This window comes from Candidatus Rhodobacter oscarellae, assembly GCF_001078595.1.
Taxonomy (GTDB): domain Bacteria; phylum Pseudomonadota; class Alphaproteobacteria; order Rhodobacterales; family Rhodobacteraceae; genus Rhodobacter_B; species Rhodobacter_B oscarellae.
In genome coordinates, this window is sequence record NZ_LFTY01000001.1 from 443,183 (window position 1) to 469,132 (window position 25,950).

The window sequence follows — 25,950 nt, forward strand, 5'->3', positions numbered from 1 at the left end:
TTGGCCGCCACTGGAAACCCGTTAACATCGCCGAGTCAACGGGAGGAGGACGCAATGAAGGCAAGGGGCGGCAAATCCATCTACGGCGCGAGCGTCGGGATTTTGATGCTGGACGCGCGGTTCCCCCGCATCCCCGGCGACATGGGCAATGCCGTGACCTGGCCCTTCCCCGTGCTCTACCGCGTGGTGCGCGGCGCCAGCCCGGACCGGGTGGTGCGCCAAGGCGCAGAGGGGACGCTGGATGCGTTCATCGACGCCGCGCGGGGCCTGGTGGCGGACGGCGCGACAGGCATCACCACCAATTGCGGGTTCCTGTCACTGTTCCAGGCGGAACTCGCGGCGGCGGTAGAGGTGCCCGTGCTGACGTCTTCCCTGATGCAGGTGCCGATGGTGAACGCTCTCTTGCCGTCAGACAAGCGGGCTGGAGTGCTGACGATCTCGGGCTCCAACCTCACGCCGGCGCATCTGCAGGCGGCAGGAGTGCCCGACGGCACACCGATTGGCACCACCGAGGGCGGCCAGGAATTCACGCGCGCCATCTTGGGCAACGAAGAGGAGCTGGATGTGGACCTGGCGCGCGCCGACAACGTGGCGGCCGCCCTGCAGCTTCAGGCCGCGCATAGTGAGCTTGGTGCCATCGTGCTGGAATGCACCAATATGTGCCCCTATGCCGCCGACATTCAGCGCGCGACGGGCCTGCCAACATACTCGATGGTTGATTTTGTCAGCTGGTTCCAGGCTGGGCTTTCACCATTGCGTTATCCGCTGGTGTAGAGCGGTTCGATCATGAGGTCAGTTTAACCTGGAGTGGGCATTGGCGCGCCGCAATTTTCTTGCAAGAAAATTGCGAAACTCTTACAAGAGTTTCTTCAGCGCGCCACGAAATGATCACTCTATTGCAACCTCTTACCGGCGCGGGGGGCCACTTTCCTTGCAAGGAAAGTGCAAATCTCTTGCAAGAGATTTGGCGCCCCCAAAGACCTGCTCCAGGCCAAAATTGCCCAGCGCCATCTTCCACCCTAACGCCCCAGACGAAACTCCAGATTCGCTCGAACACTCGGCCACTCGCTGGCGATGATCGAGTAGCAGGCCGTGTCGCGGATCGATCCATTCGCCACCACCATGTGGCTGCGCAAAACGCCGTCCAGTTTCGCGCCAAGCCGTTCTATTGCGCGGCGGCTCTGCACGTTGACGAAATGCGTGCGGAACTCGACCGCGATGCAGCCCAGCTCTTCGAAGGCATGGCGAAGCATCATCAGTTTGCATTCGGTGTTCATTGGGGTCCGCTGCACGGCCTTACGGTACCAGGTCGAGCCGATCTCCACCCGCTTATTCGCGGCATCTATGTTCATGTAGGTGGTCATGCCCACGGCCTTCCCCGAGGGGTCCAGGATCGCAAAGGGCAGCATATTGGACAGCCCCAACCGCCGTTCGATCTCGGCGGGCACGTCCTCAGGGGCGGGCACGGTTGTGTACCAGAGCCTGTGCAGGTCGCCATCCGCGCTGGCCTCGGCCAGATCGGCGGCATGCGCTTGGCTGAGCGGCGCGAGCGTTGCGTGTTGGCCTTGAAAGGTGACAGGGCTGGGCCACATGACGAGCATCTCCGATCGCGGTTTGCGGTATGAAAATTGCGGAACGCAGCGCGACCAATCGCAGCTGCGTTTCATAAATATTCACCGAATCGCCCAAGGATAAAGGGCGGTAGGGAGGGGGTAAACTTTGGAAACGGGCCGTTAACTTATTGCGCGGCCCTTTTGCCGATTCTTAACCAAACACCCGCCCCAAAGCGCCATCCACCGCATCAGTGATTGCGTCGATGTCATCTGCCGTGGCGATCAGCGGCGGCGAGAAGCAAAGCGTGTTGTTGCGACCAGGAACAGAGCGGTTGGTCGCCCCGATGATCACGCCTTGCTGGTTACAATCCGCAACAACCGCACCAACCATGGCCTCCGCCACAGGGTCTTTGGACCCCCGGTCCGCCACAAGCTCGGCTCCACAGAACAGACCCGCGCCGCGCACATCGCCGATTACCGCGTGCTTCTCCGCCATAGCATTCAGGTTGGCGATCAAACGCGCGCCCATATCCAGGGTGTTCTGCAGCAGGCCCTCATCCTCAAGGATACGCATATTCTCTAGCGCCGCGGCGGGCCCCGCAGTGCAACCGCCAAAGGTCGAGATGTCCCGGAAGTAGTTCAGCGGATCGCTGCTGTCGTCGCGGAACATGTCGAACACGGCCTCGGTGGTCACGCAGCACGAGATCGCCGCATAGCCCGAGGCCACGCCCTTGGCCATCGTCACGATATCCGGCTGTACGTCGTAGTTCTGATAGCCGAACCAGGTGCCGGTGCGACCCATGCCACAGACGACCTCGTCGATATGCAGCAGGATGTCGTACTTTTTGCAGATCTCCTGTACGCGCGGCCAATAGCCCTCTGGCGGGGTGATCACGCCACCGCCCGCGGTCACCGGCTCTAGGCACAGCGCGCCCACGGTGTCGGGGCCTTCGGCCAGGATCACCTTCTCGATCTGATCCGCGGCCCATTCGCCGTAGTTCTCGACCGGCGCGCCGTCCTGCTCGTGCTTGCGGTACTCCATGCAATGCGGCACCCGCACAAAGCCCGGCGCGAAGGGGCCGTATTGCGCGTTGCGCTCGTCCTGCCCGCCCGCGGACATCGTGGCCAGCGTCGAGCCATGGTAGTCGCGGTCACGATAGAGAACCTTGTGCTTCTTGCCGCCATATCGCTTATGCGCGATCTGCCGGACGATCTTGAACGCCTTCTCGTTCGCCTCGGACCCCGAGTTCGCATAGTAGAGCCGCGTCATCCCGGGCATTTTGGTCATCAGCTTCTCGGCGAATTGTGCGCCGGGAATTGACCCCACCGTGCCGCCAAAGAAGTTCATCCGCAGGATCTGCTCGCGCACGGCGTCGGCGATGCTCTCGCGGCCATAGCCCACGTTCACGGTCCAGACCCCGCCCGCCACGGCATCGATATGCTCTTTGCCGTGCTGGTCCCAGACGCGCAGGCCCTTGCCCTCGACGATGATGCGCGGGTCCCCCTTGGGCGCGTCACCGGTCCAGGGCGCGTGCTGCACGAGGTGATGCCAGACATGGGCGCGATCCGCCTCGACGACCGCTTCGAGATCATTGGGAGAGATATAGACGTTCATCGCGCGGGCTCCGTTCAGGTGAGATGGCTGGGAAACTTCAAGCATCTAAAATTACCTAAAAATGAGACTCGATATAGGGCCAGCGGCACCGAGCCCGTAGCGCCAGTTCCACGCCAAACTTGCCGGACGCGCCTTCGCCCCCCTACAGTCCGCCCACTCAATAGGGACAGAATTCCCTGGACCTTGCGAAGAACCAATGCCACCATCGCCCGTACGCATAACTTCACGGGCGGAATTTCAAACAAAATACCAACTGGGAGACACTACATGAAAACAAAGTTCACGCTGATGAGTGCGGTCGCTGGTGCAGCGATGATTGCCGGCGGCGCAGCTTTCGCCGACGGGCATCTCGACGAGATCACCGTCGCCTACTTCCTCGAGTGGCCCACACCGAACCAGTTCGCGCAGGTCCAGGGCCTGTACGACGAGGCGCTTGGCGTGAAGGTCAACTGGGTGTCCTTCGACGCCGGAACCGCGATGTCTGCGGCGATGGCCTCGGGCGATGTGCACATCTCGTTCAGCCAAGGCGTGACGCCCTTCCTGGTGGCCACCGCCGCCGGTCAGGACCTGCAGATCGTCGATATCGCGGTGTCTTACTCGGACAACGACAACTGCGTTGTGCGCTCCGAACTAGAGATCACCGCCGAGAACGCGGCCGAGCTGGAAGGCAAAGAGGTGGGCGTGCCGCTGGGCACGATGGCGCATTCGGGCTTCCTGACGCAGATGGAGCATTTCGGCGTCGACACCGCGACGATGAAGGTCGTCGACATGTCGCCGGTGGACAGTGCAGCGGCCTTCGCCAACGGCTCGCTGGACATGGTCTGCGGCTGGGGCGGCCCGCTGCGCCGCATGAAGGAATACGGCAACCCGCTGCTTGAGGGTCAGGCGAAAGAGGACGTTGTCGGCAAGGTGTTTGACGTGACCTCGATCCCGACCGAGTTCGGCGAAGAGAACCCCGAGCTGCTGGCGAAGTTCCTCAAGGTCACAGCCGACATGAACGCGATGTATGCGGCTGATGCCAGCGGTATGATGGGCGACATCGCCAAGGCCGCCGGCATGGACGCCGAGGGCACCGCCGCGGTGATCGGCACCTTCCGCTTTCCCGACGTCGCGACGCAGCTGTCCGACAGCTGGATGGGCGGCGGCGTGGTTGAGTTCCTCGCGAACTCTGCGGCCAGCCTGGAAGCCAACGGCCAGCTGACGGCGCTTGATGACTACGCGCCGCTGGTCAACAGCTCTTACCTGCAGGCCGCGTCGGAGATGTAAGACCCCTTGCGCTTAAGGGAAACATTCGGGCGCGGCGGTCATTTCGACGGCCGCGCCCATTTCAAATGTAACACCAACAGGCAAGAGGGGGAGCGCATGTCAGGTCTGGTGATCGACGACGTATCCATGACGTTCGAACTGCCCGACGGCGGCAAGGTCGAAGCGCTAAAGAACATCAACCTCGACATTAACGAGGGCGAACTGATGTCGGTGCTGGGGCCCTCGGGCTGCGGCAAGACCACGCTTTTGAACATACTGGCGGGCTTTCTTGCGCCCACGGGCGGCAAAGTCGCGCTGGCGGGCAACCACGTCACCGGGCCAAGCTCTGAGCGGGGCATGGTGTTCCAGCAAGGCGCGTTGTTCGAGTGGATGAACGTGTCCAAGAATATCGGTTTCGGCCCCTCGATGGCCGGCGTCGACCAAGGCACGATCAACGCCAAAGTGAACGAGCTTCTGGGCATCGTGGGCCTGCAGGATTTCGGCGAGAAGATGATCTACGAGCTGTCGGGCGGGATGCAGCAGCGGGTCGCGCTGGCGCGCTGCCTGGCCAATGACCCCGACGTGATCCTGATGGACGAGCCGCTGGGCGCGCTGGACGCGCTGACGCGCGAGAAGATGCAGTCGCTGGTGCTGGATATCTGGAAAGAGACCGGCAAGACGATCATCCTGATCACCCACTCGGTGGAAGAGGCGTTGCTGCTGGGCGAGCGCCTTCTGGTCATGGCCCCGCGCCCGGGCCGGGTGCACACGGAATACCGCCTCCCCTTCGCAGAGCTCGGCGTCGGCGCCGACCTGCGCGAAGTGAAACAACATGCGGACTTCGGTCCGAAACGCGATGAGATCCTCAACATGATCTGGGACATGGAAGAGGAAATCATGGGCCGGACGGAGACCGCCTAATGGGACAGGAAATTCTAGACCTCCTCGTATCGACATTCTGGATGATCCTCGGGATCGCCGGGATCTTTGCAATCTACCTGGCGATCTCGGCGGGCTGCTGGTTCGTGCACTCGCTGTTCACGCGCAACCGTGCGGGGACGGGCTATGGCAGCCTGAAGACGGTGACCTTCGGCGACGAGAGCTCGGTTGTGGCCAACCGGATCGCCTCGATCGCGGCGGTGGTGGCGGTGTTCGTGCTGTGGGGCGTGGCCACCGGGTCCAACCTGTTGCCCTTCACCCTGCCGCAGCCGTTTACCGGCGATACGCAGTTTGAATACACCGCCGTCAACCCGGCGGGGGACACGGACACGGGCATGGTCTTTGTGCGGGTCCACGCCTTTGGCGAGGAGGGCGTCGAGAAGCCCGAGGGCAAGGATGGCGGAGACGGCTTTGCCAAGGACGACATCGTGGTCGTGGCCGAGCGGCGCTCGAAGGTCTTGCGCGTGCAGAACAACGACGAGGGCGGCAAGGAGGACGGCTTTAGGGTCACCCATGTGAACGGTCAGCCGATCTCGTCCGACAGCCCGGTGACCTATTCGGATGCCACTGTCGAGATGACCGGCAAGGGCTCGCTCTTTATCAAACCGGACACCGGCTGGACAATGGAGGCGCTCTATCTGCCGCCGCCCGAGCAGGTGTGGAAGCGGTTCTGGCAGCTGAACGCCGAGGGCTACCAGAATGTGGGCCTATGGGAGAACGTGTTCTGGTCGTTGATCCGGGTCGTGGTGGGCTTTGGCTTGGGCTGCCTGTTTGGCATCCCGCTTGGGTTCGCGATGGGCCTTAACTCTTGGATGCGGGGCTGGTTCGACCCGATCGTCGAGTTCATGCGCCCGGTGCCGCCCCTGGCGCTGATCCCGCTGGTGATCATCTGGTTCGGCATCGGCGAGCAGGGCAAGATCTCGCTGCTGTTCCTGGCCGCGCTTTGGATCATGACGATCGCGGCGCGGGCGGGCGTGTCCGGCGTGAACATCTCGAAGGTGCACGCCGCCTACTCGCTGGGCGCGACCAAGCGCCAGATCCTGTCCAAGGTGATCCTGCCGAACAGCTTGCCAGAGATCTTCACCGGCGCGCGTGTCGCCATGGGCGTCTGTTGGGGCACCGTGGTGGCCGCCGAGCTTGTGGCCGCCGAGAAGGGCGCCGGCAAGATGATCATCGCGGCGTCGAAGTTCCAGCTGACCGACATCGTGATCGTTGGCATCATCCTGATCGGCATCATCGGCTACATGATCGACATCATGATGCGCCAGGCCGAGAACTTCCTGGTGCCTTGGAAGGGTCGCGGGTAGCGCCGCTCGGCGGTTTACGCGGCATCGCGCGCATGCGCGTTTACGTTCTCGCAGCTCTGCCCCGGGCGTGACCCGGGGCGGGCTAGTGCTCGGCGCGCCGCGCCGACCCTAGGCTTGCCTGATCTCTTACCCAAAACCCGTTGCCGCCTCCATCAAGACGCCTCGCCGCGCTGCCCGCCGGGGTGCCATAGTGAACCGACGCGTTGCGGATCGGGGATCAAACCCAAAACGTTACACATCCATAACATTAGATTCACATAGAGTAACATTTCTGATTGCCGGGTTCGGTGATGCTTGCTATAAAACGGGCCAACCAGTCACCCAGGATACGCCCTACCATGTATGCTCAGATGGTCAAATCCACCGGCAGCTCGGTCAAGACCCGCGAAGAGATGTCGCCGGAGGAAGCGCGCTTTCAGGCCCGCGTCGACGCCGGCGAAAAGATCGAGCCCAAGGATTGGATGCCAGAGGGCTATCGCAAGAACCTGATCCGCCAGATCGGCCAGCACGCGCATTCCGAGATCGTCGGCCAACTGCCCGAGGGCAACTGGATCACCCGCGCGCCCACCCTGTCGCGCAAGGCGATCCTGCTGGCGAAGGTGCAGGACGAGGCGGGGCACGGGCTTTACCTTTACTGCGCGGCCGAGACCCTGGGCGTCACCCGCGACGAGCTGTTCGACGCGCTGCATGAAGGCCGGATGAAATACTCCTCGATCTTCAACTACCCGACGCTGACCTGGGCCGATATTGGCGCCGTCGGCTGGCTGGTGGACGGCGCGGCGATCATGAACCAGGTGCCGCTGCAGCGCTGCTCTTACGGGCCTTACAGCCGGGCGATGATCCGGATCTGCAAGGAGGAGAGCTTTCACCAGCGCCAGGGCTTCGACATCATGATGAAGATGGCCAGCGGCACCGAGGCGCAGCGCGCCATGGCGCAGGACGCGCTGAACCGCTTCTGGTACCCCTCGCTGATGATGTTCGGCCCGTCGGATGCGAACTCGGTCCATTCCGCCCAAAGCATGGCGTGGAAGATCAAGATGAACTCCAATGACGAGCTGCGCCAGAAGTTCGTCGACCTGACGGTGCCGCAGGCCGAGTATCTCGAGCTGACCGTGCCGGATGAGAACCTGTCATGGAACGAGGAGAAAGGCGGCTACGACTTCTCGGAACCCGATTGGGACGAGTTCTTTGAGGTGCTGCGCGGCAACGGCCCCTGCAACAAAGAGCGCCTGGGCGCCCGCGTGAAAGCCTGGGAGGACGGCGCCTGGGTCCGCGAGGGGCTGGTGGCGAACGCGCAGAAGAAACAGCGGATGGCGGCGGAATGAAGCTCGCAGAGTTGAACGTCGCATATGCAGCGCATGACCTCGATAGCCCCAAAATGGCGGATTTCATGGACAATCTCGACCGCGTCAACGCGCTTGCCGAGCGCAGCCCAGGCTATGTCTGGCGCCTGCAGTCCGACAGCGGCAACGCAACCGACATCTCGGTGCCGGACGAGCCGAATATGCTGCCGAATATGAGCCTGTGGGATAGCGTCGGAGACTTGGGCAACTACGTGTTCAACACGGTGCACGCGCGCTTCTACGAGCGCCGGGCCGAGTGGTTCAAGGTCATGAAATCCTTCCACTTTGTGATGTGGTATGTCGAGGACGGGCACATCCCCACCCTGGCAGAGGCGATGGATCGCCTGGCGCATCTGGACCAACACGGGTCCTCAGATCACGCCTTTGGCTGGGACTACGTGGATCAATCCGCATGGCGCCGCTGCGCCGTCGCGGCGGAGTAAAGCACATGAGCGAACTGCCCCTTTGGGAGATCTTCATCCGCGGCCAACACGGGCTGAACCACCGCCATGTGGGCAGCCTGCACGCCGCCGATGCCGAGCAGGCCATCCTGAACGCCCGCGACGTCTACACCCGCCGCAACGAGGGCGTCTCGATCTGGGTGGTGCCGTCGTCGGCGATCACCGCCTCGTCGCCGTCCGAGAAGGGACCGCTGTTCGATCCGGCCGAGGATAAGGTCTATCGCCACCCGACCTTCTTTGAGATCCCCGACGAGGTCGGGCCCCTATGAGCGAGACCTTCGAATACCTCCTGCGGCTGGGCGACAGCGCGCTGATCCTTGGGCATCGCGTCAGCGAATGGTGCGGGCATGGGCCCTACCTAGAGGAGGACATCGCGCTGGCCAACACCGCGCTGGACCTCATCGGGCAGGCCACGCTGTGGCTGGAATACGCCGCCGAGGTCGAGGGCAAGGGGCGCAGCGCCGACGACCTGGCCTATCTGCGCGACGCCCATGAATACCGGAACCTGCTGCTGGTGGAGCGCCCGAATGGCGACTTCGGCCAGACCATCATGCGCCAGTTCCTGTTCGACGCCTATATGGTGCCGCTGCTGGACCGGCTGAGCGCGCATGACGACCCACGCATCGCCGAGATCGCCGCCAAGACCGCCAAGGAGACCGCCTATCACTTGGAGCGCTCGCTGGATCTCTGCGTGCGGCTGGGCGATGGCACCGAGCAGAGCCATGCGCGGATGCAGGCCGCCCTGGATGACCTCTGGCCCTATACCGGCGAGATGTTCCTCGGCGACGCGGTGGACGCCGCGATGGGCGTCGACCCCAGCGCCCTGCGCGAGGCCTGGCTGGCCACGGTGCGGCAGCTTGAGACCGCCGGGACCCTGGCGCTGCCCGACAGCGAATACGCCCATAAGGGCGGCAGGAGCGGCCAGCACTCAGAGCATCTGGGCTATGTGCTGGCCGAGATGCAGTGGCTGCAGCGCAGCAACCCAGGTGCCGCATGGTAGCGGCTATGACAACCGCCCCGGACGTGCTCCGGGGCCTCTCGGCGGGTCCCGCCCACGAGGTGCCGGGTCAGGCCCGGGACAGGGTCGCGCCGGGTTCGGATCTGGCGCCCATATGGGGCTGGCTTGACCAGGTGCCCGACCCAGAGATCCCGGTGATCAGCCTGGTCGATCTGGGCGTGATCCGCGGCCTGGCCTGGTCCGGGGACACGCTGGAGGTCACCGTAACGCCGACCTATTCCGGCTGCCCCGCCACCGCCATCATCAACATGTCGATCCAGGACGGGCTGCGCGCCCGCGGCGTCCAGAAGGTCGCGATCACGCGCCAGCTTTCACCGCCCTGGACCACCGATTGGCTGTCCGAGAAGGGCCGCGCCGCGCTGGAAGAGTACGGCATCGCGCCGCCGCAGCCCGCCGGCGGCCCAAGCCGCTGCCCGCATTGCCAATCCGAAAACGTCAGCAAAATCAGCCAGTTCGGCTCCACCCCCTGCAAGGCGCAATGGCGTTGCGGGGACTGCCTGGAACCCTTCGACTACTTCAAGTGCATATGAACACCCGTTTCCTTCCCCTCACCGTGACCGCCGTAGAGAAGACGATCCGCGACGCGGTCGTTTTGACGCTTCAACCCGAAGACGCAGAGGCCTTTGCCTTCACCCAAGGCCAATACCTGACGTTCTCCAAGGACTTCGCGGGGACCGAGCTGCGCCGGAACTACTCGATCTGCACCGCACCGGGCGGGCCGATCCAGGTGGGCATCAAGCGGGTGGATGGCGGGGCGTTCTCGACCTGGGCCAACACGGACCTGGCCCCCGGCGAGGTGCTGCACGCGATGCCGCCCGCCGGGCGGTTCCATGCGCCGATCGAGCCGGAGGCCTCCAAGCACTATCTGGGCTTCGCCGGGGGGTCCGGGATCACACCCATCCTGTCGATCCTGCGCACCGTGCTGGCGCGCGAGCCGCTGAGCCGCTTCACGCTGATCTACGCCAACCGCGCGGTCTCGACGATCATGTTCCGCGAGGAGCTGGAGGACCTCAAGAACCTCCATCTGGGACGGCTGAACGTGATCCATGTGCTGGAGAGCGACAGTCAGGATATCGACCTGTTCACAGGGCAGCTAACCCCCGAGAAATGCTCGGCTTTGTTCCATCATTGGGTGGATGTGGCCAGCGCGGATCACGCCTTTATCTGCGGGCCCGAGCCGATGATGATCACCGTCCGGGACGCGCTGCAAGACGCCGGTATGGGCAAGGATCGCATCAAGATCGAGCTGTTCAAATCGGCGCAGACCGGGCGCCTGGCCAAGCCCGTGGCCACCGCCGCGAGCAGCCAGGCGAAGGGCACCGCGGCCACCGTGACCCTCGACGGGCGCACCCGCACGCTGGAGATCCCGCGCGACGGCACGCCGCTCTTGGACGCGGTCAACGCGCATTCGATGGACGCGCCGTTCGCCTGCAAGGCGGGCGTCTGCTCGACCTGCCGGGCCAAGCTGATCGAGGGCGAGGTGGAGATGATCGCCAACCACGCGCTGGAGGATTACGAGGTGCGCGCGGGCTATATCCTGACCTGCCAGTCGGTGCCGCTGACGGACACCGTCGTGCTGGACTATGATCAGTGAGATCCTAACGGTTCGCTAACGCCAAGTGCGCCCGGCGCCCGCGAATCGCGCGTTAACGCCTTATTTCTCTACCAAATCCCGTGTCGGCAAAGCGTCGGCAAAACGTCGGCTTTGCGTATGGCACGCGTATGGCAAACCCCATAGTTAACATACCGCGCGGTGGCTTTCGCGACTGTCTCACACGCAGATCAAGCCGACCTTGTGTTTTTGAAAGCCCAATCCAGGCCACGTCTTCGCCGCATGGCTTTCGAATTTGAGATACGTGGTGCAACGCTGCCATTTGACGAAGGGAATGCAAAAAGGGGGGGCAGACCCCATAAATCTGACCGGGCCAGAGGCCTTACTGACCGCGTTCAGCGCAGCATTGGCATTACCCCCATGCCGACCACATTGGCTACGTAAATACTTGGCCGGTCACTTCCAGGATATCGTTTCCAGCGCTTCAAAGTCCTCGTCGATGCCAAAGCACCGGGGACCAATGACCTTCAGCGCCTCTGGTGTCCGCATGTTTTCCGCGGCGGCGATTGCTACGACCTTGACGCGCTGACCGTATCCGAGGTTCTCGGTTGTGATCGGCTCTCCTGTCTCTCGATCCAGAATTGTGATCAGATCGGGCACAATCGCCAGGGTCTGATCCCCGATGGAGGCCCGTGAGAACTCGTTCTGAAACGTCACCAGCATTTCCGTGTCAGGATCATCAAGCGCAGTCAGGCGCACCTTGCCGACCGCGAACCCGGCGGTTGTCTCACGCAGGATGTCTTGAATTTTGCCGTCAAACAGAACGGTGGCAAAGCGCGGCGGATTGGACGTTTTGAAGTAGTCCACCAAGGCCTCGCACACATCCTGTTCACCCGCGCTGCGGGCCGATCGCAGCGCCGCACCGATCTCGATCGCAAGCGAGATGGTGCGCGGCACGCAGGTGTCGCGGATCACCGGGCCCGTCATTGGATAGCTGGCGCAGGAGGCGATGCCGCCCATCTGCACGCAGACCGGGCGCCCATAGTTTTCCGTTCGATGCGCGTTGTCGGTGTTGATCAGGACGGTGTTGCGAAAATCATCCGACATGACAAAGGGGTTCACATCCGCACCGTAAATATTGAACGTGGTCATCTGAAACTCGGGAAAGGCGCGCCCCATGCCGTCGCCGTCGACCACGGGCAGTCCCAAACGCGCGGCGACAACAAGAGGGATGGTCGCGTTGATACCGCCGGCCTCAAGCGGGACGATGCAGTTGAATTTGCGGCCCAGCTCCTTTTCGGCGCGCTCCATAGAGGCAATCATTGAACTGGCGTTGGGCAGCTTTTCCACAAAGGCCGTAGGGGCCCCCATGCAGGCCAAAGACACGCCGAAATGGTCCTCGGTCAGCTCATCTGGATCAAGGATGTCGATGGCACGGCAGGTTTCCAGCTCCTGAGCAACCATCAGACGGCCGATATAGGGATCGCCGCCGCCGCCGGTGCCCAGCAGCGCGGTACCGCGGATGAAATCTTCGAGGTTCTCGGGGGTGATCTGTCTCATGCCAGCTCCTCCATGTTGGCCAGATCGCCGATGGCTTTTGCCTTGATCCGCACGGCACCGCCCGGAAGATAGGCCAGCGGCACTTCGTCCACGCTGATGATTTCGGCGCCGTCTCGGGCGCATCCGGCCTCTACCGCGCGCTCAATCGCTTCTTTCTTGGCGGTTTCCATGGCGGTATCGCGCCCGATATCCTCGTAGGAGAATATCTTGTCCACCTCGCCGCCCACCTGCGCCAAGCCGGCCCCAATTGCGTTTGCAACGCCGGAGTTTTCGGGTCGGATCACCTTGGACGCGCCTTTGAGGTCGCGGTTCACCAGAATGGCCCCGCCCCCAACGAGGATCACAGGCACGCTGCCCTGACTGGATTTCACCTTGTCGATGGTCTGTTCCAGCATGTCATGGAGTCGGTCGAGAGCTTGCCCCACAAGCTCCTTGGACAGGTGCGCCACCTTGGTCTTGTCGCCAATCTCGGCCAGTCCTGCTGCCACCGCAACATCTGTGGTGGTCAGTGTATCCCCCCCAAACACCAGTGCTTTTTCGGTCAGCTTAAGCGCGACCGAGTCCGGGCCAACCGCCACACCCTGTTCGGTTTCGCGCACCAGACTGCCGCCGCCCAAACCGATGGCCAGAATGTCAGGCATACGAAAATTCGTTCGCACCGATCCGATATCCACGGCCAGTGCGGATTCCCTTGGGAACCCGTCCTTGAGCACGCCCACGTCAGAGGTCGTGCCGCCAATATCTATCACCACACCGTCCTTGACGCCCGACAGAAACGCAGCGCCGCGCATCGAATTTGTGGGGCCCGAGGCAAATGTCAGCACCGGATATTTTTCAGCAAATTCTGCCGTCATCAGGGTGCCGTCATTTTGGGAGATGAAGAAGGGGCAACGGAACTCCAGCGCATCCAGTGCTGCGCGAAAAGCGCCCACAACGATGCGCGACAAATCGGCCAGCGAGGCGTTCATGATCGTTGCATTCTCGCGCTCGATCAGCCCCACGCGCCCGATTTCACAGGACAGCGCGATATGCAGGCCGGGCACTTCGCGGCGCAGGATATCTGCCACCTGATTTTCCAGTTTCGCGTTTATCGGGGAAAACACGCCCGAGACAGCTGCCGAGGTGATGCCGCGCTCACGCATGTCTTTTGCTGCACTGACAACCTCTGCCTCATCCAGCTCGGCATATTGGCGTCCGTCGAATTCAAACCCGCCGCGCAGCAGATAGGATTGATCGCCAATTGCGGCGCGCAGATGTGGCGGGAAATCGGCCATCGGACGCAGGCTGTCGGTGGAGGGCAGGGCCACGCGGAAGGTCGCCACCTTCACCAGCTTCTTGCCTTCGATAAAGGCGTTGGTGAACTGCGTGGTGCCGATCATCACACTGGTCATGTCACGCGGGCTTGCTCCCGTCTGATCCAGTACGGACCGGATCGCGGCCATGACCCCGGTGGCGACATCATCGGTCGTTGGCGCTTTGATGGAGGCAATGACCTTGCCTCCATCTATCAGGGCTGCATCGGTGTTTGTGCCGCCGACGTCTACACCAATGTGCATGTCTATCCTCGCCTTTGTTTATGCGCTCAGATCAACGCGCGCGGCGGGTGGCTTCAAGCGGACAGAGGGATAGGCCGCAGAGTGATCTGGCTAGGCCGCAGGCATCCCGTGTTGGTGCGCGATCTCAATCGCCAGTTTGCGGGCTGAGACGCCCAGCTTTCGGTAGATGTTTTGCAGGTGGAATTTCACCGTCGGTTCGGACACATCAAGGGCGCGCGCAATAACTTTGTTGCTGTGGCCCTTGGCCAGCTCGGCCAGCACGTCGCGCTCTTTTTCGGTGAGGATCTCCATGAAAACATCGGCGCTTTGTCCGTTCTTGCGGCCAGAAAGGTGCCACAGGCATTCAGAGATGTAGCGGACCTCGGCGGGTTCAAAACGTGCCAGACCGTTTTGCGAAATGGTCCAGTTTATGGCCTGTGCCGAGGCCAGCCCCTCGCGTAGGGCGGCCCCGTAGGATCCGGTTTGGGAGGCCGAGGTGACGTAGGCACGCAGGGCCGCCATCGCTTGCGCTCGATCTTCTGTGGCGGCAAATAGGATAACGCGCTGCATCAGACAACGGTCACGTAAGCGCCGATAGCCCCCCGCTTCGCATTTTGCCAAGACGGCGGAACAACGGGCAATGGCCGTGTCAAACTTTCCGTTTGCGGCCGCATGTCGTGTCAGCGCGAGCTCCGCCCGCAGCGCCCCGCGCCATCGCAGTGTTTCACCACTTTTGCGTGCGAGAATATCTTCCAACTCAAGGGCCAACCGGTCGGCCTCTTCCCGCACACCGGCACGCAGGGCCAAATCAAGCTCCATGATGCGCAGTTGGTTGGAAAACAGCTTGGCCCCCCGGTCGGCCATCACATGCCCGGCATGTTCCAGCAAATCGACGGCCGCGTCGAAACGGTTCTCGAACAGGATCAGGGCAAGGCAGGTTTCATAGCCCGCCAGATAGAGCATGTTCCACCCTTCCTGACGGTCGATCTGTGCCAGTTGGCTGTTCAGCCAGCTTTGCAGCCCCCCGGTTTCGCCCAGTTCAAACGCCAACTCGCCCCAGTAAATCTCTGCATGGGCGCGCATGGCGGCATCAAAGGAGAACTCTGTCTCGCAGATCTGTCGCGCGGCCTTGCGATGAGCGCGCGCGGAATCCAGTGCCCCCAGCTCTAGATCAATTGCGCTGAGGTGCAGATGCATGAAGAATTGCAGGTGCATCGTCTCAAGATCGACAAAAGCGTCCATGGCCACCTGACCGACCTGCCGGGCCTTGGTCAGGTCGCCCTGTTCGATCAGGAACATGCACAGGAAATTGTTCAGCAGCCCGCGCATCATCGGGTCGCTGGATGGGGCCGACCGGCAGGTATACTCCAATGCATCAAGTTGCGAGGCGCTGAGGGGGATATCTTCATAGATGCGTAAATGCGCCTCGACCAGAATGATCTCTCGCTCCAACAGGGGATCGCGCAGGTCAGAGCGCCCGCGCAGCTCTTGCAGGATGCCGGCACCGTCGCGCACCCGGTTGGATTTGAGCAGCAGATAGGCCTGTGCCACCAAAAGCCTGGGGCGTTCATAAATGAGTGTCTTTGGCAAAATGGACAGGCAAGCCCGCAGGCGCGCGGCCCCTTGGGTAAAGGCGAATTGCACACCGCCCGCATCAAGCAGGACCTGCGCGGCTATCTCGTCTTGGCCGGCACTCTTTGCGTGGTGCATCGCGGCGTGTACCTTGCCACGTTCCGCCAGCCACCTGCTGGTCGCCAGGCGCAGGTTCATGCATCGCTCGGCCCCAAGTGTGCGCTGTTCTTTCATCAGAAAGTCGCGCAGCAATTGATGATAGCGATAGGTCGGCGCATCAGGTCCTGCGCGCTCTTCGATCAGGGCGTGACGCGCGGCAAGCTGGCCAAGAGCGTGCCAGCCGTCACTTTGACCCGTTAAGACATTCGCAAGATCGGGAGCAACCTGATCCAGATGCGCTGTGGCCAGCAGCAGATTCTGATCCATCGGGTCCAGTTGCAGGAAATACTGTTCTTTGAGGTATTCAACAAACTCGCGGTGCGGCATTGTCCCTGGCTCTGCCGCAGTCGGACCCGATTGCCGCATCAGGTGCAGCGCGGCCACCCAGCCTTCTGCCTTTCTCAGCACGCCCTGATGCACGTCGCCTTTCAAAAGCGCCCCGGCCTCGGCATCGGTAAAGCGCATGTCCTCAAGGCGAAAGTCATTGATCTGCCCCGCCATGCGCAGCTTGGTCAGAGGGAACTGGGGCGCCTCGCGTGTGCCGATCACGATGTGCAGCTTGTCAGAGCCCAGCCGGATCAGTTTTTGTATCAACGCGGTGCAGTCTGGCGTTGCGTCGTGAAAATCATCGAGGATCAGGAAAACCCGTGATTGCACGGTCTCGACCTGTCCCACTATATCCCGGGTGCCGTCACGCGCTGGCCCAGCCCCCCTGCCGCCGGCGTCGCGGCAAAGCCCGGCCAGCGCCGCGCGAAACATATCTTCGGCGTCCTCGCCGGCCAGTTCAAATGAGAGATAGGTCGATTGCAAGCCCGCGTCCTGCAACATCTCTATCCAGCGCCGGATGACTGTTGTCTTGCCGAACCCCAGGGGGGCCTGCACAAGGGTCAGTTGCCGTGACATCCCCTGCCTGAACTTGTCATTCAGGCGTGGGCGGTCGATCAGTTCCAGTGTTTGGGCGGTGTCGCGCACGGCAGGCAGTTACCTTGATATCGTCGCGTGATCGTATTGCCCTGATGCTGCCCTAGACAAGTGGCGGGTTGAGAGACAGCACCTGCTCAACAGGTTTGCGCGCTGACACGGGCACGTTGAAGCGGTCCTTGAGATGCCCGGCAGATATAAAGGTGATGACCAGTTCACTTTCTGGGATGCCGACACGTGCGCGTAAAGCCATGTCCTGTTCCATCTCGACGCTCCAGTTCAGGAAACAGCCGCCAAGCCCCTCAGCGTGGATGGAGAGCGCGAGCGTCTGGGCAAAGATGCCGCCGTCAATCCAGCCCTGATAGCGCTCACCAATCAGGTTCATGTGTTCCATATTGGCCGTGATGATGAACAATGTGCGGATTTCAGGACGGAACCCGGCATTGCCCGCCTGATAGGTCAAAAGGTCCTGAACGGTGCCATAGTCATTGAACGCATAGACCTTGATCGTTTGGCGATTACAGACGTTGGAGCACTCCTGCGCATTGGCCACGATCTTGCGGATGGTCGCATCGTCCAACGGCTCATCAGTGTATTGGCGCACGGAATGGCGGGTCAGCAGGAACCGGCGGTAGTCGAAATCGACGGCCTCTTCGATCTGCGCCTTTGTGACTTCCTCAGCACCGCCGGCCTGCGCTTTAGGCGTGTAGGCCGCTTGCGCAATGGCCTTCTCCAGACGCGCGGCAATCTCTGGCTGGGGCATGTCGCGTGCTGCGTGAAACTCCAAGTAAGAGGTGATCGTGGACAATGCCCATTCGACAGTTTCATCGACGCCAAACTCGGACATATAGCCGTCAAGTTTGCTCAGGATGGATGTGATCTTTTCCTGCCCGTAGCCGAGCCGCACATCCGGGAAAGACATCCCCCCTTCGATGTAGTGGGTCAGGATCCGCAGGATGGCGCGGCGATGCTCCCGCGTGGTGCCACCGTCGACAAAGCTGTGTTTCGCATAGCGTTCGTAGTCGTAGCGCGCATTTGAGGCGAGAGGATTGCTATCCCGCATGATCTTCCTTTCCGGTGTTCAGAAGCCAGGCATGTGCCGGATGCCACATCACCTGCACGCTTTGGCCCGTATCGAGTTCGGGGCCGCCATGCCCCACTGTGCTTTCGCTGATCACGCTCTGGCCCATGAAATCCAGCTCATAGCGCAGTGACGCGCCCTGATAGCTGACCGCAAGCACGACCGCGCCGCCGCTGTTCCAGTCGGGATCGGGCTCTTGGGTCGTGATGCGCACATGTTCGGGGCGCATCACAATCTGTGCGGTGTCGCCCAGTTTGAGGTCCGCGCGCGCGGCGGCCTGAAATTCCCGGTCACCGATCTGAATGGTGCATTTGTCATCCGCCATGGCGGCGATACGGCCTTCAAGCAGGCTGGAGTCGCCGATGAACTTGGCGACAAAGACATCCTTCGGCTTTTGGTAGATTTCACGCGGGGTGCCCAACTGTGCGATCTTGCCGTCTTTCATCACGGCGATCCGGTCGGACATGGTCAGCGCCTCGCCCTGATCATGCGTGACGTAGATTGTGGTGATCCCAAGGTTGGCCTGAAGTTCCTTTATCCAGAACTTCATCTCCTCGCGCAGGTTTTTGTCGAGCGCTGAGAGCGGCTCATCCAGCAACAGGATCCGCGGTTCGGTGACCAGCACGCGGGCCAGTGCGACGCGTTGCTGCTGGCCGCCCGACATCTCGCGCTGCATCCGGTGCTCCAGGCCCGCCATGCCGACCTGTTCCAGTGCAGCACCAACCTTTTGTTTGATCTCTGTCTCGCTGAGTTTGCGCAGCCGCAGCCCAAAGGCGATGTTTTCAAAGACGTTCATATGCGGAAAAATCGCGTAGTTCTGAAAGACAAAACCGATGTCGCGTTTTTCCGGCGGCAGGGCAGAAACGCCTTGCCCGTCCAATTCGATTTCGCCGCTGGTGATGCTTTCGAACCCGGCGATCATCCGCAAAGTGGTTGATTTCCCGCAGCCCGACGGACCGAGAAGCGAGAAGAACTCGCCCTCTTCGATGTCGACGGACACATCGTCAACCGCTTTGGTCTGGCCATAGGTCTTGACCAGATTTTTCAGAGAGACGTTGGACATAACTTTTGTTTCTTCCAGAAAAATCCCGACGGCGGATGCCGTCGGGATAAGTTGCCACGGGTGTGGCCTAGCTTGCGAAGATCTCGTTCACCGTTTCCACGATGTCGTCTTCGTTGTCGAGGTACCAGTTCCAGTCCGGGATCCACAGCCCGTCCAGCGCGTTGGCATCGTTCGTGACGCCCTTGTCGGTCAGTCGCGCGGGCAGCGCGGACTTCTTGTTTGAGGGGCGCAAATAGAAAGTCTCGGCCATCTTGGTCTGGTAATCCGGATCGAGCTTGGCGTTGACATAGGCCAGTGCCAGCTTCTTTTCGATCGGATCGGAATAGCGCGACACCGAAAGTGTCTGGGTCAGGATCGGTTTGCGCTCCCAGGTGAAGGGGGCCACGGAAATGCCCTTGTCCATTTGCAGGAAGATCTCGCCTTCCCACTGCACGCCCATCTCGACCTCGCCGCGTTCGACCAGCGTCTGCATGTTGCCGGTGAAATCCGAGATCTTCATCGGCATGGCCGCGCGCATCGCCTCAAAGCCCGCTTCCATATCGTATTGGTCTTTGCCGAACTCCGCAGCGGCGGTCATGAAAAAGACCTGCTGCAAGCCGTTGGAGGTGATGTAGGTGGCGCGCTTGTTGGCAAGCTCGGGCCGCCAGAAATCCTTGAACGACGTGGGCGCCGGAGACACCAGATCGGTGCGATAGGCATAGGCATATTGGCCAAAGCCCCATGTCGCGCCAAGGCCAGAGCCAAAGGCAAAGTCCCAAAGGTCCGAGGCATTGGGGACGTTCTCTTTGATTTCGTCAGTGGTCAGGAAGAAATCCCCGATGCGGTTCAGTTTTATGATCTCGTTCAGGTTCCAGTTGCCGACATGATGCGACGGGTTCTGCGGGCCGCCCGCGACGTATTTCGGAAACCATGGGAAGCCGCTGTCATAGGAGACTGTGCAGTTATAGGTCTTCTCGAAGTCGTTGATGATCGCCTCGCGCTGCGCCTCTTCCCAGAAACCACCCCATTCGTTCAGCCGTAACGTGGCACCCTGGGCATCAAAAGGCTCCCCATCCCAGGCGACGTCCTGCGCCCAGGCATGGTTGATATAGAAGGAATTGACGCCCGCAGCGCCAGCCAAGGCCGCGCTGCCGGTTTTTAGGAAGGAGCGGCGGTTTGGCCCTTTGGGCTTTGAAGTGTCAGTCATGATCAGTTCCCATGTTGTGTGCTACTTGTAAGTGGCCGCAGTCAGGCGGCGCAGGCTGGTAATTTTGGCGGTGATGACCATCGAGACGACCACCAGCGCGATGGCAAAGATCCCAGCTGCAGCGGCGGTCGGCTCGAAGGTGTAGCGAAGAGAGGAATACAGCGCGATTGGCAGCGGCGTGTTGTTCGGCGGTGTGAGAAATAGCGAGACATCGAACTGCCCAAAGGACACGATGAACGCGAACACTCCGCCTGCAATCAGTGCGGGCGAGATCATCGGCATGGTGATCTTGCGAAAGGTCGTCCAGCGGCTTGCACCCAGGCTGCGGGCCGCTTCCTCCAGCGATCTGTCAAAGCCCACAAGTGCGGCGCTGACCATTCCGATCACGTAAGGACAGGTAACCAGCACATGCCCGATCACCAGCCCAGCCTGTGTTCGCGCCAGACCGATATCCGACGAGATATAGAACAAATAGAGCGCCAGCCCGATAACGATCCCGGGCAACATGATGGGGGCCATCACCACCGCCCGGATCATGTTGCGGCCCAATGCGGTGCTGCGGATCAGGAACAGGCTGATTGCGGTGCCCAGGATCAGAGAGATAACCATGGTTATCAGGGCGATGATCAGGCTGTAGAAATAGGCGCCCAGAAAGATATCCGAGGCAAAGAAGGCCTCGATCCAGCGCAGGCTCAGCCCCTCTGGCGGGAAGGTCAGGAACTCGCCGGCATTCAGCCCGGACAAGATCACCACGACCATGGGTGCGAGCAGGATGAACAGCGTCAAACCCGAAATCCACTTGAACGCACCGGGGATCAGGGCCTCGGAATAGGGTTTGGAGGCCATCAGACGCGCCCTCCGGCCAAGCGGTTTGAGGTGCGCTGATACACCAGCATCGCCGTGATGCTGATCAGGAACATGATCACGGCCACCGATGCGCCGAACTGCCATTTGGCCAGTTCCGAGATCTGCTGGAAAATGTGGATCGGCAGAACGATGACCTTCCAGCCCCCCATCAGGGTGGGCACCACATAGGACGAAATCGCCAGCGCAAATACCAGCAGCAGCCCCGCAAGAATGCCGGGCATGCTCATCGGTACGGTGACTTTCCAAAAGGCCCGCCACCGGCTGGCGCCAAGGCTGCGAGCGGCTTCTTCCAGCGAGGGGTTGATGCCCTGGATCACGCCGACAAGCGACAAGATCATGAATGGCAAGGCGAATTGCACCAGCCCGACGACAACGCCGAAGAAGTTGTACATCAACGGCACTCTGTCCCATCCGGCGGATTGCAGGACCTGATTGATCAGCCCGTTGTCACCCAAGAGCACCATCAGTCCAAACAGCCGGATCACCATGTCCAGCTGCATCGCGCTGAGGACGAGGATCATCAGGAAGGTGTTGCGCGCCGGATCTGTGGTCTTGGCGATCACATAGGCCAGCGGATAGCCCAGCAGCAGGGCAATCACCGCAACAAGCGCGGCCAGCCCAACCGACCGCAACGCCGCCTCGTAGTAGATCGAGCGGGTGAAGAACCGTTCATAGTTGCTAAAGTCGAACATCCAGCGAATGTCCACGATCCCGGTGGATGACTTGTCAAAAGAGATCAGAAACAGCGCGCCAAGCGGTACGAGGAAGAACACCAAAAAGAAGGTAAGGCCCGGCATCGCGAGGAGCCAAAGCCTTTTGCTTTCTTCGGTGCCTTGCATGTGGACTGCCCCTTTCTCGCTCTTCAAATGAGAAGCCGAGCGGGCGCCACGCCTCAAGACCAAATGCGGATAGGTCTCAGGTAGAAACGGCTAGGCTGACGCTGGACAACCAGAATGAAGGTGTCAACGTCTTGTTTTTGCAGGCCTCGTCGATCATTGACAAGAGCGACACCGCAAGGCCGCATCAGCAAAGCGTGGAGAACGAACGGAGTCATTGTCCAGGACCTGATCGTGGATGCTGGTTGCGACGCAAGAGCGTTCAGGAGCAGGGACCGGGCCGTGCCGCTATTGGCAGGTCGGGCGAAAATGGTCGCATCGCAACCTCAAAGGTTCTGCAAATGCGAGAGGAGGCTGCCTCGGCAATTGCCGCAACTGCGCAAGTCCCCTTCACCCGCGACGTGTAAATTCGTCGCCCGATTTGTGCCGTGACCATCCGGCATGGCCGCTAGGTCTGCTGGGCGGCCGCATCGCGACCTTCGCTCATCCCGGCTTTTTTGTGCTGCGAGCGCACGCAGCATTAAATCACAATGATCGGGCTGGACTCTTCTTGACGGCGGTCTATTCGGTTTTGCTGGTTTTGGTACTGCATCGCCGCATGACCGCTGAGAGCCCTAAAAGCCAAATTTTGTAGACGGATCGAATGTCGGCTTTCGGGCGTCCGCCTAGTCCTTCCAGTTCGCGACGTCCCTCGCGATCTTGTCCAGAATTGCGTGCAGGCGTCCGGTTTCGATCGGGGTCAGGCTGCTCAGCATGCGCGCCTCGGCGGATTTGAAGCGTTCCATAATCTCGTCATGCACCTTCTGGCCGTCCGCCGTGATGTTCAGGATCTGCTTGCGGGTATCGACGGCGTCCCGCGTCCTTGTCAGAAGGCCCTTTCGCTCAAGCGAGGCGACCCCGCGGCTGACCGTGTTGGACGGTTGCTCGGTGATCTCGCAGATGTCCCGAGCGTTCAGATTGTCCCGAAAGCTGAGGCAAATCAGAACGGTAAGTTCCGGGCGGATGATCCCAAAGTCCTTTTCCATCTGGCGCAGAATCGGCTCGCGCCAGAAGTTGGTGAGGAATGCGATGCGATACCCGATTGGGAAGGGCGTTGCGTCAAGGATGTCGATCAGCTTCATGGGATTCAGCCTAGCGCGAAGAAAGAGATTGCTCCATATAGAAATATATAGTTCCATATGGAGCAAAGTTGGGAGGAATGGTTGCAAGCGCGAGTCACAGATCTTGGCCTGAGAGCGCTGTCCTATGCGCTGCTCGTGTTGATGGGGCTGATCGTGCTGCAGGTCCTCTTCAGCGCGGTTGACCTGAACCCGGTCGCGACGTTCCAAGCCGCCTGGCCGCTCTTGGGCAAGGCAATCACGTTGAACTCTCTGTTGGATGCGCAGTGGCACCTGCTGGTGATCATCGGGCTGATGCCTGCCGGGCTGGTCTGGCTGATGGACCGGCATGTGCGGGTGGATTTCTTCTATCAGAGACGCGCGCTGCGCTGGCAGGCCCGCACAAATCTGCTGGGCAACCTGGCCTTTGCCGCGCCGTTCTTTGTGATGGCCTTGCAGGCGTCATGGAATTTCGCCGCGCGGGCCTGGGCCTCTGACGAGGGCTCGCGCAACGCGGGTCTGAACGATCTGTGGCTGATCAAGGCGGTGCTGCCAATTGGGCTGGCGCTGCTGGCCCTAGCGGTGCTGATCGAGACGGTCCGCCTCATACGGGACGCAAGATGAGCGACGTTATTCTCCCCCTCGCCATGGCGGCGCTGACGCTTGTGGGTATCCTTTCGGGCTACCGCGTGGCCATGGTGCTGGCGGGGTCGGCGGCCTTGTTCATCCTGATCGCCGGGCTGCCCATCGCGTTCTTTAACCTGCTGGTCAGCCGGATCTACGCCAACGTCTTGTCGAACTGGCTCTTGGTTGCGATCCCCATGTTCATCTTCATGGGGCTCATTTTGGAAGGCTCCGGGGTGGCGGAGCGGTCCCTGCGCGCGGCGCAGCGGGCCTTAGGGGGGAGCGCCGCCGGCATGGGCGTCTCGGTCTTGGTGATCGGGGTCCTGCTGGCGGCCTCTTCCGGGATTGTGGGCGCCTCGGTGGTGCTCTTGGCCCTGCTGGCCTTGCCGCGCCTGCAGGAGGCTGGGTTCGACAAGCCCACCTCGGCGGGGCTCATCGGCGCGTCGGGCACCCTGGCGATCCTGATCCCGCCCTCGGTGATGTTGATCGTGCTGGGCGACCAATTACAGACCCCGGTGCCGGACATGTTCGCGGGTGCCATTGGCCCGGGGCTGGTGCTGGTGGCGGTCTATGCCGCGATGGTGGTCTGGCGCGCACGGGGCTTACCGCGACTTCCGCGCAAGGAAGGCCCGTCACCCTTGCGCCTGCTCTTTGACCTGGGGCCATTGCTGGCGCTGGTGGTCTCGGTCCTGGGCTCGATCATCGCGGGCATCGCCACGCCCACCGAGGCGAGCGGGCTGGGCGCCTTTGGCGCGATCCTGATCACCATACTTTACCGCCGCTTTCGCTGGCCCATGCTGATGGAGGCCGCCCGCAAGACGGTGATCACCACCTCGCTGGTGCTCTTTGTGATGATCGGCGCGACCTGCTTTTCGGCCGTTTTCAACCGCATCGGCGGGGACGAGATGGTGGAGGCGGCGATAATGTCCTTCGGGTCCGAGCCCTTCACCGTGCTGGCCGTCGTGATGGGCGCCATATTCCTGTTGGGCTTCGTGCTGGACTGGCTAGAGATCACGCTGATCCTGATGCCGATCTTCGCGCCCATCGTGGCGGGGCTGGACTTTGGCAACGGGCTGTCGGGCGACGCCCTGCTGGTGTGGTTCGGCATCCTGGTGGCGGTGAACCTGCAGACAAGTTTTTTGACGCCGCCCTTCGGCTTTTCGCTTTTCTATTTGCGGGGCGCGGTCGGCGACGCGCTGACGACCCCAGAGATTTACCGCGGCGTGCTGCCGTTTATCGGGCTCCAGATCCTGGTTCTGGTGCTCTTGATCCTATTCCCCGGGCTGATCACCGGATTGATATGAGAGGGAGGAAACTCATGAGAAAGACATTGATGGCCGCCGCGGTGGCGGCGATGGCGACAAGTGCGGCGGCAGAGGAATACACGCTGCAAAGCGCCTTTGGCGGCTTGCCGGTGCTGCATCCCACCGCCGAGCGCTTCGTGGCGAATGTGAACGCGCTGACCGGCGGCGCGGTGGATTTCAGCTACCACAAGGCGGGCGAGCTTTCGCCGCCCTTTGAGATCTTTGACAATGTCAGCGCGGGCGCGCTGGACGCGGCCTGGTCCTACGCGGCCTATGCCAGCGGCAAAGAGCCGGCGGCGGCCCTGTTCGGCTCGGTGCCCTTTGGCGGTGACCCGCTGTCCTATATCAGCTGGCTGCATCACGGCGGCGGGCTGGAGCTCTGGCAGGAGATCTACGCGCCCTACGGTCTGGTGCCGATGGCCTGCGGCGTAATCCTGTCCGAGGCGGGCGGCTGGTACACCAAGCCGATTGAGAGCGTCGAGGACTTCCGGGGCCTCAACATCCGCATCGGCGGGCTGGGCGGGGCGATTGCCGCCAAGCTGGGCGCGAATGCGATGTCGCTGCCTGCGGGAGAGATCTCGACCTCGCTCGAGACGGGCCGCCTGGACGCGACAGAGCTGAGCTTTCCGCTGATCGACAAGCTTCTGGGCTTCGATAAGGTCGCCAAGAACTACTACTTCCCCGGCTGGCACCAGCCCGCGGGCTTCATCGAGTTCTACATGAACAAGGGCAAGTGGGACGCGCTGACCGATGCGCAGCGCACGGCTATCGAGGTCTCCTGCGCCGATGCGAACCTCTACGCGATGGGGATCGCCGCGGGCGCGCAATCCGAGGTGCTGCAGGGCTTCCGCGACAATGGCGTGAACGTGGCCCGCTTCCCGGACGCGGTGATGGACGCGCTGCGGGCCGCGGCGGACGAGGTCTATGCCGAGAAATCCGCCGAGGATGAGATGTTCAAGACGGTGATCGACAGCTACCGCGCCTATGCGGCCAGCTATAACGAGTACCAGGCGCTGTCCTCGCTCGACTGATCCCAAACGCAACCCCGGCCCCGGACCTGATCCGGGGCCTCCAACCTATGCGGAGGCGGCCCCATGCGGCTCAGCCAGGAT

24 protein-coding genes are annotated in these 25,950 nt (G+C 61.7%); 13 read left to right on the top strand and 11 right to left on the bottom strand.

Features of this window, described 5'->3' with window-relative positions:
• Window positions 1–54 precede the first annotated feature (54 nt).
• Window positions 55–774: an aspartate/glutamate racemase family protein gene (locus AIOL_RS02080; RefSeq protein ID WP_049641360.1), complete on the top strand. Its 720-nt coding sequence runs from the start codon at window positions 55–57 to the stop codon at window positions 772–774.
• 245 nt (window positions 775–1,019) lie between these two features.
• On the opposite strand, the gene AIOL_RS02085 is transcribed toward AIOL_RS02080, so the two are convergent.
• Window positions 1,020–1,592 carry a GNAT family N-acetyltransferase gene (locus AIOL_RS02085; RefSeq protein ID WP_082152381.1) on the bottom strand — a complete coding sequence of 191 codons (573 nt, stop codon included), beginning with the start codon at window positions 1,590–1,592 and terminating at the stop codon, window positions 1,020–1,022.
• Window positions 1,593–1,764: 172 nt separating this feature from the next.
• The gene (locus AIOL_RS02090; RefSeq protein ID WP_049641362.1) at window positions 1,765–3,168 is read right to left on the bottom strand and encodes an aminotransferase family protein; all 1,404 of its coding nucleotides are present in this window, start codon (window positions 3,166–3,168) and stop codon (window positions 1,765–1,767) included.
• A gap of 267 nt (window positions 3,169–3,435) precedes the next feature.
• Here AIOL_RS02090 and AIOL_RS02095 point away from each other — a divergent pair, with 267 nt between their 5' ends.
• From AIOL_RS02095 to AIOL_RS02135, 9 genes are all read left to right on the top strand, one after another.
• Entirely contained in the window at window positions 3,436–4,434 is a 999-nt protein-coding gene (locus AIOL_RS02095; protein ID WP_049641363.1) for a taurine ABC transporter substrate-binding protein, read from the top strand.
• 96 nt (window positions 4,435–4,530) lie between these two features.
• A complete protein-coding gene (locus AIOL_RS02100) occupies window positions 4,531–5,334 on the top strand; it encodes an ATP-binding cassette domain-containing protein (protein ID WP_049641364.1) in 804 nt (267 codons plus the stop codon).
• The gene (locus tag AIOL_RS02105; protein ID WP_082152382.1) at window positions 5,334–6,659 is read left to right on the top strand and encodes an ABC transporter permease; all 1,326 of its coding nucleotides are present in this window, start codon (window positions 5,334–5,336) and stop codon (window positions 6,657–6,659) included. The genes AIOL_RS02100 and AIOL_RS02105 overlap by 1 nt, the downstream gene beginning before the upstream one ends.
• A 338-nt stretch (window positions 6,660–6,997) precedes the next feature.
• On the top strand, window positions 6,998–7,984 hold the full coding sequence (gene paaA, locus AIOL_RS02110) for a 1,2-phenylacetyl-CoA epoxidase subunit PaaA (protein WP_049641366.1): 987 nt from the start codon (window positions 6,998–7,000) through the stop codon (window positions 7,982–7,984).
• A complete protein-coding gene (locus AIOL_RS02115; RefSeq protein WP_049641367.1) occupies window positions 7,981–8,445 on the top strand; it encodes a DUF3291 domain-containing protein in 465 nt (154 codons plus the stop codon). Before paaA ends, AIOL_RS02115 begins: the two co-directional genes overlap by 4 nt.
• A gap of 5 nt (window positions 8,446–8,450) precedes the next feature.
• A complete protein-coding gene (gene paaB / locus AIOL_RS02120) occupies window positions 8,451–8,732 on the top strand; it encodes a 1,2-phenylacetyl-CoA epoxidase subunit PaaB (protein ID WP_049641368.1) in 282 nt (93 codons plus the stop codon).
• Window positions 8,729–9,463, top strand: coding sequence for a 1,2-phenylacetyl-CoA epoxidase subunit PaaC (paaC, locus tag AIOL_RS02125; RefSeq protein ID WP_049641369.1), 735 nt, complete (start codon window positions 8,729–8,731; stop codon window positions 9,461–9,463). The genes paaB and paaC overlap by 4 nt, the downstream gene beginning before the upstream one ends.
• 5 nt (window positions 9,464–9,468) lie before the next feature.
• On the top strand, window positions 9,469–10,011 hold the full coding sequence (gene paaD, locus AIOL_RS02130) for a 1,2-phenylacetyl-CoA epoxidase subunit PaaD (protein ID WP_082152383.1): 543 nt from the start codon (window positions 9,469–9,471) through the stop codon (window positions 10,009–10,011).
• Window positions 10,008–11,075 (top strand): 2Fe-2S iron-sulfur cluster-binding protein, encoded by a 1,068-nt coding sequence (locus AIOL_RS02135; protein WP_049641370.1) that lies wholly within the window; start codon window positions 10,008–10,010, stop codon window positions 11,073–11,075. Before paaD ends, AIOL_RS02135 begins: the two co-directional genes overlap by 4 nt.
• A gap of 414 nt (window positions 11,076–11,489) precedes the next feature.
• Here AIOL_RS02135 and AIOL_RS02140 read toward each other — a convergent pair whose 3' ends face one another.
• From AIOL_RS02140 to AIOL_RS25365, 9 genes are all read right to left on the bottom strand, one after another.
• A complete protein-coding gene (locus AIOL_RS02140; RefSeq protein ID WP_049641371.1) occupies window positions 11,490–12,593 on the bottom strand; it encodes a DUF917 domain-containing protein in 1,104 nt (367 codons plus the stop codon).
• On the bottom strand, window positions 12,590–14,149 hold the full coding sequence (locus AIOL_RS02145) for a hydantoinase/oxoprolinase N-terminal domain-containing protein (protein ID WP_049641372.1): 1,560 nt from the start codon (window positions 14,147–14,149) through the stop codon (window positions 12,590–12,592). The genes AIOL_RS02140 and AIOL_RS02145 overlap by 4 nt, the downstream gene beginning before the upstream one ends.
• A gap of 90 nt (window positions 14,150–14,239) precedes the next feature.
• Window positions 14,240–16,831, bottom strand: a complete 2,592-nt coding sequence (locus tag AIOL_RS25785; RefSeq protein WP_049641373.1) for a LuxR C-terminal-related transcriptional regulator — start codon at window positions 16,829–16,831, stop codon at window positions 14,240–14,242.
• 52 nt (window positions 16,832–16,883) lie between these two features.
• Window positions 16,884–17,843 (bottom strand): nitroreductase family protein, encoded by a 960-nt coding sequence (locus tag AIOL_RS02155; protein ID WP_049641374.1) that lies wholly within the window; start codon window positions 17,841–17,843, stop codon window positions 16,884–16,886.
• Window positions 17,833–18,924 (bottom strand): ABC transporter ATP-binding protein, encoded by a 1,092-nt coding sequence (locus AIOL_RS02160; RefSeq protein WP_053101150.1) that lies wholly within the window; start codon window positions 18,922–18,924, stop codon window positions 17,833–17,835. Before AIOL_RS02160 ends, AIOL_RS02155 begins: the two co-directional genes overlap by 11 nt.
• A 67-nt stretch (window positions 18,925–18,991) precedes the next feature.
• On the bottom strand, window positions 18,992–20,110 hold the full coding sequence (locus AIOL_RS02165; protein ID WP_049641375.1) for an ABC transporter substrate-binding protein: 1,119 nt from the start codon (window positions 20,108–20,110) through the stop codon (window positions 18,992–18,994).
• A gap of 21 nt (window positions 20,111–20,131) precedes the next feature.
• Window positions 20,132–20,956 carry an ABC transporter permease gene (locus AIOL_RS02170; RefSeq protein WP_049641376.1) on the bottom strand — a complete coding sequence of 275 codons (825 nt, stop codon included), beginning with the start codon at window positions 20,954–20,956 and terminating at the stop codon, window positions 20,132–20,134.
• Complete coding sequence (locus AIOL_RS02175) at window positions 20,956–21,816, bottom strand: ABC transporter permease (RefSeq protein ID WP_053101152.1); 861 nt, start codon at window positions 21,814–21,816, stop codon at window positions 20,956–20,958. The genes AIOL_RS02170 and AIOL_RS02175 overlap by 1 nt, the downstream gene beginning before the upstream one ends.
• Window positions 21,817–22,478: 662 nt before the next feature.
• Window positions 22,479–22,934, bottom strand: a complete 456-nt coding sequence (locus tag AIOL_RS25365) for a MarR family winged helix-turn-helix transcriptional regulator (RefSeq protein ID WP_049641378.1) — start codon at window positions 22,932–22,934, stop codon at window positions 22,479–22,481.
• A gap of 81 nt (window positions 22,935–23,015) precedes the next feature.
• On the opposite strand from AIOL_RS25365, the gene AIOL_RS02185 reads away from it, so the two are divergent.
• Genes AIOL_RS02185 through AIOL_RS02195 form a run of 3 tightly spaced genes read left to right on the top strand, consistent with a single transcriptional unit; the run spans window position 23,016 to window position 25,869 of the window.
• Window positions 23,016–23,534: a TRAP transporter small permease subunit gene (locus tag AIOL_RS02185; protein WP_160314388.1), complete on the top strand. Its 519-nt coding sequence runs from the start codon at window positions 23,016–23,018 to the stop codon at window positions 23,532–23,534.
• A complete protein-coding gene (locus tag AIOL_RS02190; protein ID WP_235438833.1) occupies window positions 23,531–24,838 on the top strand; it encodes a TRAP transporter large permease in 1,308 nt (435 codons plus the stop codon). Before AIOL_RS02185 ends, AIOL_RS02190 begins: the two co-directional genes overlap by 4 nt.
• A gap of 14 nt (window positions 24,839–24,852) precedes the next feature.
• On the top strand, window positions 24,853–25,869 hold the full coding sequence (locus tag AIOL_RS02195) for a TRAP transporter substrate-binding protein (protein ID WP_235438834.1): 1,017 nt from the start codon (window positions 24,853–24,855) through the stop codon (window positions 25,867–25,869).
• The last annotated feature ends 81 nt before the right edge of the window (window positions 25,870–25,950 follow it).

Coding starts and splice junctions, on each gene's coding strand:
- AIOL_RS02080 (WP_049641360.1), top strand. CDS start 55: ATGAAGGCAAGGGGCGGCAAATCCATCTACGGCGCGAGCGTCGGGATT.
- AIOL_RS02085 (WP_082152381.1), bottom strand. CDS start 1,592: ATGTGGCCCAGCCCTGTCACCTTTCAAGGCCAACACGCAACGCTCGCG.
- AIOL_RS02090 (WP_049641362.1), bottom strand. CDS start 3,168: ATGAACGTCTATATCTCTCCCAATGATCTCGAAGCGGTCGTCGAGGCG.
- AIOL_RS02095 (WP_049641363.1), top strand. CDS start 3,436: ATGAAAACAAAGTTCACGCTGATGAGTGCGGTCGCTGGTGCAGCGATG.
- AIOL_RS02100 (WP_049641364.1), top strand. CDS start 4,531: ATGTCAGGTCTGGTGATCGACGACGTATCCATGACGTTCGAACTGCCC.
- AIOL_RS02105 (WP_082152382.1), top strand. CDS start 5,334: ATGGGACAGGAAATTCTAGACCTCCTCGTATCGACATTCTGGATGATC.
- paaA (WP_049641366.1), top strand. CDS start 6,998: ATGTATGCTCAGATGGTCAAATCCACCGGCAGCTCGGTCAAGACCCGC.
- AIOL_RS02115 (WP_049641367.1), top strand. CDS start 7,981: ATGAAGCTCGCAGAGTTGAACGTCGCATATGCAGCGCATGACCTCGAT.
- paaB (WP_049641368.1), top strand. CDS start 8,451: ATGAGCGAACTGCCCCTTTGGGAGATCTTCATCCGCGGCCAACACGGG.
- paaC (WP_049641369.1), top strand. CDS start 8,729: ATGAGCGAGACCTTCGAATACCTCCTGCGGCTGGGCGACAGCGCGCTG.
- paaD (WP_082152383.1), top strand. CDS start 9,469: ATGACAACCGCCCCGGACGTGCTCCGGGGCCTCTCGGCGGGTCCCGCC.
- AIOL_RS02135 (WP_049641370.1), top strand. CDS start 10,008: ATGAACACCCGTTTCCTTCCCCTCACCGTGACCGCCGTAGAGAAGACG.
- AIOL_RS02140 (WP_049641371.1), bottom strand. CDS start 12,593: ATGAGACAGATCACCCCCGAGAACCTCGAAGATTTCATCCGCGGTACC.
- AIOL_RS02145 (WP_049641372.1), bottom strand. CDS start 14,149: ATGCACATTGGTGTAGACGTCGGCGGCACAAACACCGATGCAGCCCTG.
- AIOL_RS02155 (WP_049641374.1), bottom strand. CDS start 17,843: ATGCGGGATAGCAATCCTCTCGCCTCAAATGCGCGCTACGACTACGAA.
- AIOL_RS02160 (WP_053101150.1), bottom strand. CDS start 18,924: ATGTCCAACGTCTCTCTGAAAAATCTGGTCAAGACCTATGGCCAGACC.
- AIOL_RS02165 (WP_049641375.1), bottom strand. CDS start 20,110: ATGACTGACACTTCAAAGCCCAAAGGGCCAAACCGCCGCTCCTTCCTA.
- AIOL_RS02170 (WP_049641376.1), bottom strand. CDS start 20,956: ATGGCCTCCAAACCCTATTCCGAGGCCCTGATCCCCGGTGCGTTCAAG.
- AIOL_RS02175 (WP_053101152.1), bottom strand. CDS start 21,816: ATGCAAGGCACCGAAGAAAGCAAAAGGCTTTGGCTCCTCGCGATGCCG.
- AIOL_RS25365 (WP_049641378.1), bottom strand. CDS start 22,934: ATGAAGCTGATCGACATCCTTGACGCAACGCCCTTCCCAATCGGGTAT.
- AIOL_RS02190 (WP_235438833.1), top strand. CDS start 23,531: ATGAGCGACGTTATTCTCCCCCTCGCCATGGCGGCGCTGACGCTTGTG.
- AIOL_RS02195 (WP_235438834.1), top strand. CDS start 24,853: ATGAGAAAGACATTGATGGCCGCCGCGGTGGCGGCGATGGCGACAAGT.